This window comes from uncultured Clostridium sp. (genome assembly GCF_934754925.1).
Taxonomy (GTDB): domain Bacteria; phylum Bacillota; class Clostridia; order Clostridiales; family Clostridiaceae; genus Clostridium.
The window spans coordinates 22064-38839 of sequence record NZ_CAKVJA010000026.1 but is presented as its reverse complement, the minus strand read 5'-3'; the positions used below and the strand labels follow the sequence as shown (position 1 = coordinate 38839).

13 protein-coding genes, 1 tRNA gene and 1 pseudogene are annotated in these 16776 nt (G+C 25.9%); 2 read left to right on the top strand and 13 right to left on the bottom strand.

Annotated features, from left to right (window positions below; translation table 11 throughout):
- A pseudogene (locus Q0G30_RS09465) lies at positions 1-395 on the bottom strand (aminoacyl-histidine dipeptidase); the annotation flags it as partial.
- Between the two features lie 123 nt (positions 396-518).
- Here Q0G30_RS09465 and pyk point away from each other — a divergent pair.
- The gene (gene pyk, locus Q0G30_RS09460; protein WP_294389196.1) at positions 519-1937 is read left to right on the top strand and encodes a pyruvate kinase; all 1419 of its coding nucleotides are present in this window, start codon (positions 519-521) and stop codon (positions 1935-1937) included.
- A gap of 83 nt (positions 1938-2020) precedes the next feature.
- Here the strand turns inward: pyk and rpsA are convergent, their stop codons facing one another.
- The 9 genes from rpsA to Q0G30_RS09415 form a co-directional block, all read right to left on the bottom strand.
- Complete coding sequence (gene rpsA / locus Q0G30_RS09455) at positions 2021-3163, bottom strand: 30S ribosomal protein S1 (RefSeq protein ID WP_294389194.1); 1143 nt, start codon at positions 3161-3163, stop codon at positions 2021-2023.
- A gap of 114 nt (positions 3164-3277) precedes the next feature.
- Complete coding sequence (locus Q0G30_RS09450) at positions 3278-3697, bottom strand: CBS domain-containing protein (RefSeq protein ID WP_294129680.1); 420 nt, start codon at positions 3695-3697, stop codon at positions 3278-3280.
- Positions 3698-3803: 106 nt separating this feature from the next.
- Positions 3804-4709, bottom strand: coding sequence for a 3'-5' exonuclease (locus Q0G30_RS09445; RefSeq protein ID WP_294389193.1), 906 nt, complete (start codon positions 4707-4709; stop codon positions 3804-3806).
- Between the two features lie 53 nt (positions 4710-4762).
- Positions 4763-6559, bottom strand: coding sequence for a DNA mismatch repair protein MutS (locus tag Q0G30_RS09440; protein ID WP_294389190.1), 1797 nt, complete (start codon positions 6557-6559; stop codon positions 4763-4765).
- A gap of 79 nt (positions 6560-6638) precedes the next feature.
- A complete protein-coding gene (locus tag Q0G30_RS09435; protein ID WP_294389189.1) occupies positions 6639-9344 on the bottom strand; it encodes an AAA family ATPase in 2706 nt (901 codons plus the stop codon).
- Positions 9334-10464 carry a DNA repair exonuclease gene (locus Q0G30_RS09430; protein ID WP_294389186.1) on the bottom strand — a complete coding sequence of 377 codons (1131 nt, stop codon included), beginning with the start codon at positions 10462-10464 and terminating at the stop codon, positions 9334-9336. The genes Q0G30_RS09435 and Q0G30_RS09430 overlap by 11 nt, the downstream gene beginning before the upstream one ends.
- 254 nt (positions 10465-10718) lie before the next feature.
- Entirely contained in the window at positions 10719-10901 is a 183-nt protein-coding gene (locus Q0G30_RS09425) for an alpha/beta-type small acid-soluble spore protein (protein WP_195986300.1), read from the bottom strand.
- Positions 10902-11055: 154 nt separating this feature from the next.
- A complete protein-coding gene (locus Q0G30_RS09420; RefSeq protein WP_294389184.1) occupies positions 11056-11310 on the bottom strand; it encodes a hypothetical protein in 255 nt (84 codons plus the stop codon).
- 69 nt (positions 11311-11379) lie between these two features.
- Complete coding sequence (locus Q0G30_RS09415) at positions 11380-12330, bottom strand: PD-(D/E)XK nuclease family protein (protein WP_291658364.1); 951 nt, start codon at positions 12328-12330, stop codon at positions 11380-11382.
- 146 nt (positions 12331-12476) lie between these two features.
- Here Q0G30_RS09415 and Q0G30_RS09410 point away from each other — a divergent pair, with 146 nt between their 5' ends.
- A complete protein-coding gene (locus Q0G30_RS09410; RefSeq protein WP_294389181.1) occupies positions 12477-13322 on the top strand; it encodes a phosphatase in 846 nt (281 codons plus the stop codon).
- A 27-nt stretch (positions 13323-13349) separates the two neighbouring features.
- On the opposite strand, the gene licT is transcribed toward Q0G30_RS09410, so the two are convergent.
- The 3 genes from licT to recQ all read right to left on the bottom strand — a co-directional run bounded on the left by licT (position 13350) and on the right by recQ (position 16693).
- On the bottom strand, positions 13350-14216 hold the full coding sequence (gene licT / locus Q0G30_RS09405) for a BglG family transcription antiterminator LicT (protein WP_294389179.1): 867 nt from the start codon (positions 14214-14216) through the stop codon (positions 13350-13352).
- 158 nt (positions 14217-14374) lie between these two features.
- Positions 14375-14448: transfer RNA gene (locus tag Q0G30_RS09400), tRNA-Trp, on the bottom strand.
- Positions 14449-14500: 52 nt separating this feature from the next.
- Entirely contained in the window at positions 14501-16693 is a 2193-nt protein-coding gene (recQ, locus tag Q0G30_RS09395) for a DNA helicase RecQ (protein WP_294389177.1), read from the bottom strand.
- Positions 16694-16776 lie beyond the last annotated feature (83 nt).

The window sequence follows — 16776 nt, the reverse complement described above, 5'->3', positions numbered from 1 at the left end:
ATATCTTTTGAAGCTAATATTGCCATAGCATAAGCAACTGCAATACCATTATCAGCTCCTAATGTTGTATCTGTTGCGTATATATAATCATCTACTATTCTTAATTTTAATGGATCCTTTTCAAAGTCATGTTCTACTCCATTATTTTTTTCACAAACCATATCCATGTGTCCTTGAATAATAACAGTTGGAGCATTTTCATATCCTTTTGTTCCTGGTTTTTTAATAATAACATTTAATGCTTTATCTTGAATTGATTCAAGACCTAGGCTTCTACCAAAATTTAATAAGTAGTCACTTATTCCTTTTTCATTGCCTGATCCTCTTGGAATATTTGAAATCTGTTCAAAATACTCGAAAACTTCTTTTGGTTCTAAATTTTGTAAAATTTTCATATTTAAGTCTCCTCGCTGTTTAATTATGTTAAAATAATCATATATTAATTAGTATATCATATCTATATAGCTCTTAGATTTATTATTCCATATTTTTTATTTTAATTAAAGTGAGGTGGTTTTATGCAAAAGACTAAAATGATTTTTACAATTGGACCTGCAAGCGATAATGAAAGAATACTAACTGAATTTATAAAAATTGGTATGAATGTGGCTAGGTTAAACTTTTCCCATGGAACTCATGAAACTCATAAAAATAAAATAAACTTAATAAAAAAAATAAGAACTACTCTTAATACACCAACTGCTATAATGCTAGATATTAAAGGGCCTAAGATAAGAACTCATAACTTTATTAATGATGGTGTAGAGTTAAAAGCTGGCCAAAATTTCACATTTGTATGCGGAGAAGAAATATTAGGAAACACTAATTCCTGTTCTATTACTTATGAAGAACTATATAAAGATGTACATGTTGGAGGAATAATACTCGTTGATGATGGATTACTATCTTTTGAAATTTTAGATATTAAAAATAAACATATAATATGTAAAGTATTAAATGATGGAGTTATTAAAAATCATAAAGGGGTAAATGTACCTAATGTTAGTATTAATCTACCCTCTGTAACTGAAAAAGATAAAGCTGACTTGATTTTTGGTTGTGAAATGGAAGTAGACTTTATAGCTGCCTCATTTGTTAGAAAAGCATCCGATGTTACTGAAATAAGAACTTTATTAAATTCTCATTCTGGTAAAAATATTCAAATAATAGCTAAAATAGAAAGTCAAGAAGGTGTAAATAATATAGATTCCATCTTAGAGGTTGCCGATGGAATAATGGTTGCTAGAGGTGATATGGGTGTTGAAATTCCAATAGAAAGAGTTCCCATTATTCAAAAGAATATAATAAAGAAATGTAATGAAGCAGGAAAAATTGTTATTACTGCAACTCAAATGCTTGACTCAATGATAAGAAATTCAATTCCTACAAGAGCTGAAGCTTGTGATATCTGTAATGCCATTTTTGATGGAACTGATGCAATTATGCTTAGTGGAGAAAGTGCTAGTGGGCTATATCCAATTGAAGCTGCAGAAACAATGTCTAAAATAGCTAAAGAAACTGAGGCTCATTTAGATTATAATTACTTAAACCAAAGATTAAAAGAACCAGCTATGTATGATTTTGCTGAAGCTATAAGTTATTCCACTTGTAGAACATCTAATGTTCTACACGCTAAAGCAATAGTTGCAGCAACTAACTCTGGTTCAACTGCAAAACTTGTTTCAAAATACAAACCTAAATGTCCTATTATTGCAATAACACCTCATTCTAAAGTTATGAGGGGATTAAGTTTAAACTTCGGAGTATTTCCAGTACTTTGTCAACAATTCACAACTACAGATGAAATTCTAACTGAAGCAAAATCAATTGTAAAAAATTTAAATATAGCTCATGAAGGTAATGATATTATAGTAGCTGCAGGTATGCCAACTAATTATACTGGTGGAACTAATATGCTTAAGATAGAAAAGATTTAAAAAATATAAAATTTAAGAGATAAGAATGTATATTTCAATTTCCTTATGGAATCTTTAAATTTACACCTTATCTCTTTCCTTAATTAAAATAAATCTTTAAATAAATCTCCTAATGTAACATCATCATCATTATCATTATATTGTAAGTACTCACTTGATCTCTCAACTGCGTCTTTAATACTTAAAGAAATTCTTTTATTTTCTTTGTTAACATCTAAAACCTTAACTTTAACCATTTGTCCTATTTCAAGAATATCTGAAGGTTTAGTTATGTTTTCATCTGTAATTTCATTTATATGAACTAATCCTTCAACTCCAGGGAATAACTCTACAAATGCTCCAAATGACATAAACTTAACTACTTTACCTTCTATTATATCACCACTTTTTATATTATCCGCATGAACTTTCCAAGGCTCTTTATCTACATCTTTTAGTATTAAAGATACTCTCTCATGCTCTGCATCTACATCACCAACAAATACAGTAACATTATCTCCAACATTTACTATATCCTCAACTTTTTTAACTCTTTCCCAAGCTAAATCATTAATGTGAATTAATCCAGTAATTCCACCAATATCTACAATAGCTCCAACCTTAATAATTTTCTTAACTATACCTTCTCTTTTTTCTCCGCTCTTTACATTCTTCCAAAGTTCTTTTTTCTTAGTTTGATAAGCTTCTTCTTCTAATACTCTTCTAGAAGCAACAACTTTTCTATTTCTTAAATCTAATTCTGTTAATTTAACTTCAATTTCTTTTCCTAATAAAGTACTTAATTCTATTCTTTCTCTTGAAGCTAATGAAGCTGGAATAAATACTCTGATTGAACCATAGTATGCAACTAATCCACCCTTAACTTCTTCTTTTACTAAAACCTTTATAACTTCTTCATTTTTAAAAGCTTTTTGTAAATCTTTTTTCTCAGTTATTTGTAGTGCTCTTAATCTTGAAAGCTGAACATATCCTTCACCATCGTTTGGAGAAATAACGTATACATCTAATATATCTCCCGGCTTCACAACTTCTACTGGTGAAACATCTCCCACTACTAATTCTTCCTTTTCTATTACTCCATCAAATGCATAATTGATATTAACTGTAGCTTCTTTTTCATTAACATCTATAATTTGACCTTTTAATATATCTCCTGAATTAATTCTCTTAACATCAAATTCCTTTAAAAGATCTCTCATTGAATTTTCATTTAATTCAACTGACATAGTATCCACTCCTTTGTAAAAATATCTCATATTTAATTTTAAGGCACCAGTAAATTTTATACAAGTAAAAGAAATAAAAAAGCTACTCTTCAACAAAGTAGCTTTATTTAAACTCTATAATATTTTTTTATTTTTCTTTATTGCATTGTAACAATAATTTATTATGTCACTACGCTTTATTATTCCTATAAATATACCTTCATCATCAACTACTGGTACAAAATTTTGAGTTGTAGCTAATCTAATAATACTTTCAACATCTGCGTTAATAGAAACACTCTTATGTTTTGTTCTTATAGCTATTTCGCTTACTTTAACATTTTCTGTATTTTTAAAATTAAGATTTTCAGTATTTTTTAGCTTCCACAACAAATCCCCTTCTGTTAAAGTTCCAACATATCTTCCATGCTTGTCTATTAGTGGTATTGCTGTATAACCATGATGCTCCATCCTCTCAATTACTTGCCTCATTGTTGCATCTATATATTCATAAATAACCTCATTTTTAGGAGTTAAAAGAAATGCAATATTCATATCTTCTTCCCTTCCTTTAAATAATACTTCTTCTTCATTTTATCATATATAGAATATAATTGTTATATTATCTTTAAATTTTAATAATTTATTAATGCAATATAATTTAATTATAAACTTTATGCTTTAATTTATTTTCATATCTCAAATAATCATATTCATCTATTACAGTTGCAACTTCTTTATATATCTCTTCACCACATAAACTCTTTCTAACAATAAGTTCATCTAAAATTCTACTATTGCATTTTGTACATGTTCCAAGACATATAAACCTCCACCCTACTACACTAAATGGGTAGTCTATCTCAATTTTTTTTTGGCATTTAGGACATATTTGATTTATTTTATCATAATTCAGTTCTATTCCCTCTAAAGAAGTTACTTCTAAAGCTGGCATCTTATAAACATCCTCTATTATATACCTTTTTATAGCTCTAGCATTATATACATTTTTAAATACATGTGCCGTATATATAGAATCATTTAAAGCATCATGTAATGAATCTTCATTCACTTTTATTTTTAATGCCTTAAGTGCATTTTTCAAACTCAATGACTTTCTAAAGCCTAATATCTTTGTAACATACTCTTGAATATCTAAATAATTGTTAATCCAACTTAAGTCATTATAACAATAATGATTTGCATTTCTTATTATTTCTGCTATATCATCCTTAGCCCACGAACAAATTATATCACCATCACTAACCATATCCCTCAGCTTATTAAGTCCTTCTATAAAATGAACACCATTTTCTAAGTCCCTTATATCTATTTTTGTTATATCTAATATCTTAGGATTTATAACTGGAATAACTGATGGCTTTATAAATACCTTTAGTTCTTCACAAGGTTGCATATGAGCATCTAGTTTAACTGCCCCTATTTCTATTATTTCATTTACTAAATCTAGCTTTTTCAAGTTTGGATATTCATTGTATACATTAGGAATACACTTATGTATTCCACTTAAATTATTAAATTCTAAATCTACTATTATAAAAGCCAAAATTCTCCCCTACCCTTCTACTAATGACAAATTTTAAAAGTCAAATTAGCAAATTAATCTTCAATATCAATGCCAGCTAACTTCATAAGATGCTTTGCATTTTGTGTCTCACTTTTTCCTCTTCTGAGAACATAATCAAAATTAATCTTATTATCCTTATAATATTCTCTAAAGTTATAATTAACCAACCAACTTTTTTCTTTTTCTAAATTGCATAACTCTAAATCATGAGTAGATACTAATCCAACTCCTTGAAGCTTAACTAGTTGTTCTATTAATATTCTTGCTCCATCATGTCTATCATTTGAATTAGTTCCCTTAAATATTTCATCTAACAAGAAAAATACCTTTTCTCCTGACTTAGCAGCCTCAATAACCAATTTTATTCTTAATATTTCAGCGTAAAAAGAAGATATATTTTCTTCTAAATTATCTTGTGTCCTCATACAAGTATAAATATTACTTATTCCACATTTAAAAGCTCTTGAACAAGTTGGTAACCCTAAATACGTTAAAACCATATTAAATCCTATAGTTCTTAAAAAAGTACTTTTTCCTGACATATTAGATCCTGTAATCAAAGCTACTTTCTCACTACCATAAAGATTAAAATCATTTGACTTAGCTCTATCCCCTAGTAATGGATGTGCTAAAGCTTTTGCTTCAACCTCATTCACTCCGGATATAGTAGGATAAACCCACTCTTCATGTTCAAATGCTAAAGTTGATAAGCTTACCAGTGCTTCTATTTCTCCCATAATTTCTAGCCATTTTTCTAATTTATAACCATTGTTGATTCTCCATTCTTCTAAATTACAAAGAATAAAAATATCACTCATAAAAAATACATTTATTATAAGATAGTAAGCATTGGATGTACTATCCCCTAACCAATTAACTATATTTTTTAATTTTTTCATTTCGCACTTACAATTTATATTAGATCCTAGTAAATCCTTTTGAAGCCCTAATAACTTTTTAGACTGAAATTTTTCATCTTGTATTAATTCTAATAAAGCACTATATTTAATTATTTCTCTTTTATTCTTTATAAATATATCTATTACGCTACTTAATCTTTTAGTTAATAATTTAATAACTAAATAGTTTATCATCAAGTCTAATAATAAATATGTTATTGGAATACGACCTATAATTGCTAAAAATATAATTATCGCAGTTATAGCTATGAAAACGTATGATATATACTTTATTGTAAAACTATTTTTTTCTTCACTTTTAGCCCATTTTAATAACTCTTCTATATTTTCTTTTTTCTTATTTTCTATACTTGCTTCAAAATATAAGCTTTCACAAAATTCTCTTTTTTTAGCTAACTCTTTTATAGCCTCTTGATTATCTTGTATTTCATATCTTGTAGGTAAATCCTTTACCATCATCTTATATGCTAATCTTTTTCTACCAAATTTAGTTTTAGTTAAATTTATCCATTGGAACAAGGAATTTTTACCGAATATATCTAAATCACTTGAGAAATTATGATTTCTATCGATAAATTCTTCACCAACATCATCAAATTCCTTCCAAGTATTATCTAATCTCTTTATCCCTTTTTCATAATAATTTAACATCATTAGCAATCTTTTTTTATTATTTATCTTTTCATTATGAAAAAATGCAATTACTAAAAATATAATTAACGTACATAGAAAACTAAATCCAACACCTTCTATACTATTTTTTTTATAGCAATAATACATCGCTATTAACCCAGCAATAACAATAATAAAGCGTATAACTGAAAAAGTTATAAGTTTTTTCTCTAACTTTTCTAATTTACAACTAACCTTACTTATATTGCTTTTATAATAATTCAACGAATTTTCCATCTACTTATTACCTCTTTAAATAAATATACACTCTTAAGTTTAGACTATTTTTCCCATTTAATCCATATTAAATTATACTTTATGTTAGTAATTTAATATATTTATGCTTTATATTATGTTTTGAGATTATGCTCTCTTCTCTATTGTGACAAGTAAATATAATACATTGCTTAAAATTATAATTAACTAAATATTTAATTGTGTTTTCTATTCTTTTATTGTCATATTGGACAAAAGCATCATCTAAGTATATTGATACATCTTTACTTTTAAATATCATATCTATAAATGCTAATCTAAGAGATAAATTTAATTGATCATTAGCTCCATTACTCAATACTTCTGATTTCATTATATTCTTTTCATTTCTAACCTTCATTTCATAATTATCTGCTACCATAACCTCACTATACTTTCCATCTGTAAAGTTTTTAAATGATTCTACTACATTTTTATTAAGTATTGGTCCAAAATTGTCTCTTAATTCTTTATATGCCTCTTGTAAAATTTCTATAGCAAGACCACTTGCTTTTAATTGCTTCTCCCTATCTTTTATTTCATCTTCAACATTTTTAATTTCCTCTTCTATTTCTGGTATTGTTCTTTTCCCATTGAATCTATTCTTTATTTCATTTTCAATATCCTTAATGTTTTTTTCAACCTCTAATAACTTTAAGTTTTTCTGCTTAATAACCGAATCTATCTCTTCTTCATTTTCATAAGAATATTTAAAGTTAATATTAATTATCTCACTTAATTCCTTTTTTATTAAATCTATATCTTTTCCTTTTGTTAATGCAAGATATGCTTCTTCTACCGATGCTAAATTCCTATTTATTTCATCTTTAAGTTCCAGTTTTTCTTCTAACTCCTTTAAGATATCTTCAACTTCTAAAATATTTATATTATCAAAGCCTATGGAACCTAACTTTCTTCTTATCTTTTTCTCTCTAATTTCTAATTGTTCTTTTGTTTTTTGTAATCCAGACTTCAAATTTTTTAACTCAATTTTTAGTATATCTAATCCCTTAGATGCCTCTTGATACTTATTAATTTCACTTATAAGTTCCCCTAAATTATCTACTTCAGAAATTCTTAAATATTTTTCTATTTCATTATTTACAATATTATATTCATCTATAGCCTTTTCTAATGATAATAACTCTCTCTTAGATAACTTTTCATTAATCTTTTCATCAATTTTAAATTTAAGCTTTTTATAATCATCATATATCTTTAACTTTTTAAATAACTCTTTATAACTACTAACTTTTAATATATTACAATAATAATTTAAATCTTTTTCTATGTTATTTATATCTCGTTTTATTGTTTCAATTTTTTTATTTTTCCTACCCCTATTAAAATAAATATTAATTAATAAAAATAATATTATTATAGTAAAAATTATATATAGACTTAAACTTAACATATTATTATTTATAACAAATGCTAATATTATAGCTATCAACGATATTGCACCTAAAAGTCCATAAAATATATTACTATTTTTAATCTCAGTATTGCTTTCAACTATTCCTTTTAACTCTCTTAATTTTTCATCATAACTAACTACTATATTTTCTATTTTTTCTCTAAAATCTTCAATTATTAAAGCATCTCCAATTATTTTTTTGGCTTCTATTTTTTTGAGATTTAAAAAATCAATTTCACTCTCTATAGATTTATCTATATCAACCTTTTCCTTTAATACCTCTCTTCTTATATTTAATTTTTCTAATATATTTAATATATTTTGAGGAAATTGTTCTATATAATCATACTTATCTAAAGGAGCTTTTAATTCATTTATCCTTGCTTCTTTTTCTCTAATATTTTCTTTTTCTGTTTTACTTACATCTAATATACTTAAATATAAAGAATACTCTTCTCTTAGTTCCTTTATAAATTTATCATTTATAAATTCATCATTGTAAGTTAATAATTTATTGATATACCTTTCCTTATTTTTTAACTCTTGCTTTCTTTTAAAGTATTGTGTTATTTTCTCAAATTCATTTTTAAGCTTTATCTTTTTTAAAAATCTTTTATATATCTCTAAGTTATCAATTTCATTATTTAAATTTTTCTTTTCCAAGTTTAAGTTAATTAACAATTTTTCATTATCTAAATTATGATTTGATAAATTATAAGCTTCATATCTTTCACTAAGTAAGTTACTATATTTTTCATTTAATATATCTAAACTTCCATTCTTCCTAATGTTTGATATATTCTTTTTATACTTATTTAATTTTGTAATTGCTACCTCTACAGATACTTGTCCCTCACCTATCCCTATAGAATTTGCTACTTTATCTATTATTTCTTCTTCTTTATCTTTTCTTACTTTAACGTCTAATTGTCCAATAAATAATGTATTTATAAAAGTAGCTCTATTTATATTTAAAAAATATCTTCCAGGCTCATCTTTTGAAATGTGGCTTACCTCTTCTCCTGTAATAGCATCTATTACATATGATGTATCTTCCTTTTTACTTTTTCCAAAGATTCTTTTAATCATATACTCTTTATTTTTAAATTCTACAGTTAGTTCTCCACTAATAATCTCACCTGTACTTGGCATATACTTAAGTCTTTCATTTTGTTTATAATCCTTACCCTTATAACTTGACATACCATATAGCCAAATTTTAATAAATGATTGAATAGTACTTTTTCCAGCTTCATTTTCTCCATATATCACGTTTATTCCATTATCAAAATCTATTATTTTATCTTTTAATCCTCCAAATGCAATAATATTTACTCTTTTAATAATCATTTAAATTTACCTCATCTTCTGAGAGACATTGAATTCCTATTCTTAAAGCCAGTTCTAATATTTCCTTATCATCATCACTTAAATACTTTAATTGTTCAAATATTTTAGATATAAACTTTCCCTTTATAGAATAATCTCTACTTAATTCTTCTAAGTTTACTTCTATACTTGTATTATTAATTATCTTAATATAATAAAATTTATCTTTTAATTTCTCTATAAGTAATTTTTCATTTAAATTAAAATATTCTTTTATTTCACCTTTTAATATAATCTTATAAAAATTATTATCAATTTCCTCATCATATAGTTCTGATACTATTTTATGAACAACTTCATCATGATTATAAGTATTAGTTATATCAACTTCCCTTGTAATATATTCTCTCTTATACACAGGAAAAAACCTCAAATCAGTTCCACCCTTATATACATCTCCAACTATAACTCCCTTTTCCCCTTCTTCATCAAATCCTCTTCCTTGAGGACATCCACTATATGCATAAGTAGTCATTCCTGCTCTTAAGATTCCAGAAAACTTATGTCTATGTCCTAATGCAATGTAATCCATATTAGATTCATATATATCATTTATATATATTGGATTATATTCGTTTTTACTATTAATTGATGTTATCTCACCATGTAGTAACATAATATTTATTTTGTCATTATCTATATTAACTTTTTTCAACAAAGTTTCATTTTCATAGTTGTTTCTGAAACCTGCCCCCCAAACAATCAAATTTAACTCTTCAACTTCCTTAAACTCCATATCACCTTTAAAAATATGAACATTTTCTGGCCAATTTATCATATTATAAAAGGACTTTTCATTATATGGATCATGATTTCCTGGCGAAATAAAAACCTTAATATTTTTTATTCTTTTAATTTGATCTGATATAAAAAATAAGGTATTCTTATTTACTGTTAAATTATCAAAAACATCTCCTGCAATAAGTAATACCTCTACGTTTTCATCTATAGCTAAATCTATTATATTTTTAAATACCTCTAATAACTCATTTTTACTGATATCTGAAACTTCTTTATCTAGTTCTTTAAAAGGAGTATCAAAATGTAAATCAGCACAATGCAATACCTTAATTTTATTCATTCTATCACCTATTTTACGAACCTTTGTTCATATTTTAACATAAATTACCTTACTTATAAAGACTCTTAGATATTGCTATTATCTATATAAAAAGAAAAGAGAGATATTATTATAGATAAATTCTACTTTAATATCTCTCTTCTCCTTTTTTGAATGATAGATTAAATTTTTGGTGGTTCTTCACCCATAACAGTACTCACCCTCTCGAAGTATTGTTTCCTTTAACCCGTCTGATTGTGGCCGTTAATGGTTTCTTACTTTAATCCACTTTCGTATTGTTCTACCATTCTTTTAACCATTTCACCACCTACGGAACCACATTGTCTAGATGTTAAGTTACCATTGTAATCTGTAAATGGTACTCCCATTTCTGATGCAACTTCGTTCTTGAATGCACTTAATCCTTGTTTTGCTTCTGGAACTAATGTTTTTGACATAATCGATTCCTCCTCTGGTTAGCGGTAAATTTGTAAACTTAACTTAAATATTTGTTTTACATTTAAGTTGTTTCTGTTTACACTATTATATTAACCAGTATAGGTTTTTATATAACAAGTAAATAATACCCACTTTTCATTATTATGGATTATATTAACTAACTTCCTTATTTGTTGCTTTCTTAAACTTTTTAACTATAAAATCTCTAACTATGGCAACTAACATTCCTATTTGAAATGATAAAGAAACTGATATAATTTGTAGATAATTCACTTTACTAGTTTTATAAACTACTATTGTTTCTATAATCCAAATTGCACTCGCCATTAATGATGCTTTCTTTCCACCAATAATAGAACATATAACGATACTAAGAAAAATTATAGCTTGAATTTGAATAAAACTCATACTTCACCTCTTAAACTTTGATTTAATTTGTTAAATCCTTTTTATAAGTTCTATCCAAATTATATATTTTTAAACACTATCATCATTACATAATATTCTAAACTTACAATTACTACATTTATAATTTTTTAATGTCTTTTGAAATACTTCCTTTTCCTTTGGTTTATTTAAAACTATATCATCTAAATAATAATTTATTATTTTTAAATCATTAGAAACCTTATTTTTTATAAATTCAATATCTTCTTGTTTAAATATTACTTCTTCTGCATGTCCATCTAAAAGATATTCTATCCTACCTTTAATTCTAGAATAATGTACACCATATTCCTCCATTACATACCATGCATATACCAATAACTGCTCCTTATCACTATCAGATGCTTTTCCTGTTTTCCAATCTACAATTACATAGTATCCATCATAATCTTTATATAATAAATCTATTTTAGAATATACTTTTAAACTATCATAATTAATACTACTGAATATATCTTCATCATTTTCTATAATTACTGTTTCTGATTTTAGAATATCTTCAAAACTCTTTGAAACATAAAAACTATTTATACATTGACTTAATCTTTCTTTTAACTCATTTCCAATTTGCTTTGATATCTTATCTCCATAATAATACTCCTGAAGCATTATTCCTTTAGGATATTCATCCCATTCTTTAGTGTTATACTTCTGGATACTTTCTCGTATTATATTTCTAAGCTTATTTAAAGTTACTTCATTAAACCTTGTTGCATTCATAAACCTTGTTTTATCTTTTTTACATATATTTATTATGCCTTTAATTTCTTTATGAACCACTTCACCAAAACACATCCATAAATTAGTTAACTTTTTTAATCTCCATGCCATTTTTTGTTCATCTGTACTTGTATAAATCCAACCATTATGGCTTCCATAGTATGTATAATAATAATCTCTTTCACAATTTTCTAAAGTTTTCATTTTTGATATAGACCACGATTTTTCAGGATATTTTCTTTCTTGATAAGTATCACTCATTATATCTCTCCTAATTTAATTATTATATTAATATTTTTACCATATTTATTTAATGGTATGAATAATGTATTTAATAATTTAGAATAAATTTATTATTTAATACAAAAAATATTAATAAAATAAATAAAATATTGGAGGTTTTAACTATGAAACAATTTATTTTGAAAACATTTATTTGTATTTCACTATTAGTTTTAAGTATCAATTTAATATCTGCTTCTCCCTTTGATGCTCTATCTAATAAAAAAAATCAAACCTTAATTGTTAGAGATAGCACTTCAACTACTGGATTACCAGATAGGTTTAGAGATATACCTAATTTAAATATTTCTGGTAGCGCTCAATTTACAGCTGAACAAGCAAATAACTTAAAAAATACTATAAACAAACCCAATATATGTATTATAGACTTAAGACAAGAGTCCCATGGATTAGTTAATAATTATGCTATAAGCTTTTTTGATCGTACTAAGGATTTAAATAATGGTTTCACTACAGAGCAAACAATTAAAACAGAAGATTCACTTTTATCTAAAATAAAACTTAATGATGATTTAAATATTTATAGAAAAACAGGTAGACCTTTTAAAGAAATAACTGTGGATTTTGTTAGTAATGAATCATGTGTAGCTAATAAAGCCGGTATGGAATATAAAAGATATGCAGTAAGAGATAATGGTGCTCCTACTCCTGAAATTGTTGATCAATTTGTTGAATTTGTTAAAACAAAACCTTCTGATTTACATCTTCATTTTCATTGCGATGCTGGTGAAGGTAGAACAACTACTTTTATGTCAATGTATCAAATTTTAATGAATACTACTAACTTATCATTAGATCAAATAGTCTCATACCAATATAATGTTGGCGGTGTTAATCTTCATGATAACAAACATCAATTTGAATTTTTAGAAGACTTCTATGATTATGTTTCAAAAAATAAATCTGATAATTATACTACATCTTATTCAGAATGGATTAATCAATCTTAAAATCTAAAACCCTAAGCCAATTTAATTTTAGCTTAGGGTTTTAGATTCTTTCTTTTCTCTTGCTACAGATATAACTCTTTGTATATGCATAGTTAGATATACAATTTCATCCTCATTTACATCATAATTATTATTACTTCTTATATATTCACCTATCTTTATTGCACACCCATATGCTTCTGGATATGTAGTTGATATAACTTTTATAAAACCGGAATCGTTAATATTCTGTTTATTATTATTAACAATACGTTTTGCAAAATACTTTAAGTGTGTTAATAATCTATCATAGTTTAAATCATCTTCATCTAATTCTATAGAAAAATAATACTTAATTATATTTAATATATCCTTTATTATCTTGGTTGATTCCACAGATTTCATTGTAGTTTCTTTATAACTTGCATTTACAAAATGCAATGCTATAAATCCGGCTTCATCTTCTGGAAGCTGAATATCTAGCTTTTTATTTATATAATCAACTGCCCATAATGAAACTTTAAATTCATTTCTATGAACTCTTCTTATTTCATTTAGCAATTCATTTTTTATAGTAATTCCATTTTTAAATCTTTTTACAGCAAAAGCTATATGATCTGCTAGTGAAACATAAATTTGCTTATCTAATTCAACATTTAACTCAACTATTGCGTGAGTTATTATTTCATCTGTTAATTCAAATATTCCTTCTGGTATTTGATTAATTAATTTTTTAATTTTATTTCCTAAATTTTCATCATCCACTATAAATGTTTTTTCAATTCTTCTAGCATCTATTAATTGACCTGGCTTTTTATTAAATGCTATCCCACTTCCCATAAGAATTACTTCTTTTCTAGTTGTTGGATCTATTGAAACAACTACATTATTATTTAAAACTTTTTCAACTATCATATATTTTGCCCCTTTCTTATGGTAGTAAAAAAATAGCCTAAACTAGAACTACTCTTAATTTAGGCTATCCTAATTTTAACACCATAAATATTTTCTTGTCAATTAAATAAGATACATATATTATATAAAAAAAGACCTAGCAAAATTGCTAAGTCTTATGGCAGGGGTACTAGGAATCGAACCTAGCCTAATAGTTTTGGAGACTACTGTACTACCGATATACGATACCCCTTTAACAAAAGCTATTGTACCATGTTAACATAACAGTTGTCAACTGTTTTTTTCTAGTTACAGCTAATAATCTTTTTTAGTACTACTGCTCTTATTGTGTCATATGTTATTTCTTCTGGAACTACTTCCTTTATAGATTTTAACTTATTATATCCAACCTTATCTATAGCATTCAAAACTATTTTTTCTTCATCATTATTGAAAAACTCATCTAAAGGTATTTCAAAATCTACCTTATTTCCTTCAGCAATATATTGCTCAATATGATTCATTACAGTAACTAAAGTTAATTCTCTTTCCTTAACAACTTCTTTTATTGAACTACCAGATTTAATAAAGTCTATAGTTATCTCATATGACTTTTTCTTTTCTTCACTATTATTTTTTTCTTTTTTCTTCTTTTCCTTTTCCTTATCTAAAACTTCATCAAATGATATATTACTATTTTTCTTACTAATAAAGCTCCATTTTGCCTCAATATTATTTTCATTAATATATTCTTTAATTTTTTCCATAAACTTTTCGCCATATTTATTAAGTTTAGAATTACCAACACCACTTATATCTAAGAATTGCTCATCTGTTATTGGCATTCTATTACTAAGTTCTTTTAATGTAGAGTCTCCAAATATTATGTATGGAGGTATTTTTTCTTCTCTAGAAATATCCATTCTTAACTCTTTTAATATAGTAAATAACTCATTTTCTTCTATTTTAATTTTCTTAACTACTTGTTCTTTAACAAATACTTGTCTTTCTCCTCTTACAATCTCCATAGATTGTTTATTTAATGTTAAAACTGGATACTCTCCTTTATAGTTTAAATATCCATGTGAAATTAACATATTAACAAATTCTGTCAATGTATCTTTAGTATAATTTTTTACTATTCCATAAGTTGATAATTCATCAAATCCTAATTCATACACTTTCTTGTTCTTAGAACCCCTAAGTACATCTACTACCATTCCAATTCCGAATCTTTGATTCATTCTATAGACACATGAAATAACCTTTTGAGCATCCACACTTTTATCTACTAATTCCCCTGGTGCCTCACAATTACTACAATTATTACACTTCTCATCATATTGTTCACCAAAATAATTTAATATAAATTTTCTATAACAATCTTGAGTATATACAAGATTTATCATAGTTTGTAGCTTTGAAAGTTCACTTTCTTTTCTTACGCTACTTTCTGTAGCAGTCTCTATAATATACTTTTGTGTTTGAACATCTCCTGGCGAAAACAGCATTATACATTCACTTTCTTCACCATCTCTTCCTGCTCTTCCTATCTCTTGATAATATCCTTCAATATTTTTGGGCATATTATAATGTATTACATATCTAACATTGGGTTTATCTATTCCCATACCAAAAGCATTAGTAGCAATTATTATATTACATTTATCATATATAAAATTTTCTTGGGCTGTTTTTCTATAATCATCACTAAGCCCTGCATGATATTTTTCAACTTGCAACCCTTTTGAATTTAATAACTCATATAAATTATCTACTTCTTTTCTTGTTGAGGCATATATTATTCCTGATTCATTTCTATTATTACTTATGTAATCTAAAATATAATTTTTCTTATTTACTCCTTTTTCTATTATTATCTTAAGATTCTTTCTATCAAATCCTGATATAAATATTTTAGGGTTATTCAATTCAAGTAAATTTATTATATCTTCTCTAACTTCATCTGTAGCTGTTGCTGTAAAAGCTGTAACTATTGGTCTATTTCTTAATAATGAAATTACCCTGCTTATTCTTCTATAGCTACTTCTAAAATCATGTCCCCACTGTGACACACAATGTGCCTCATCTATAGCAACCATAGAAACATTAATGCTAGCTATAAGTTCTAAAAAAGCTTGTGATTCTAATCTTTCAGGTGCAACATATAATATTTTTATTTCATTTCTTGCAGCTTCATCTAAAATATTATTTATTTCTATATTGCTTAAGGATGAATTAATATAAGCAGACTTAATTCCTAAATTATTTATGTTATCTACTTGATCTTTCATAAGAGATATTAATGGTGATATAACTATTGTTATACCATCTAATAATATAGCCGGAACTTGGTAACAAATTGATTTCCCTCCGCCTGTAGGCATAATAGTTAAAACATCATTTTCATTCAGTATTTCTCTTATTATTTCTTCTTGACCTTCTCTAAATGAACTATATCCATAATATTGTTTTAAAATATCTAATGCCTTATCCATAAATTCTCCTTACTACTCCAAACTATTTTCTTTTTTTAATTATTAACTTTATCATTTAATTTATTCAAACATTTGTTCTTTTT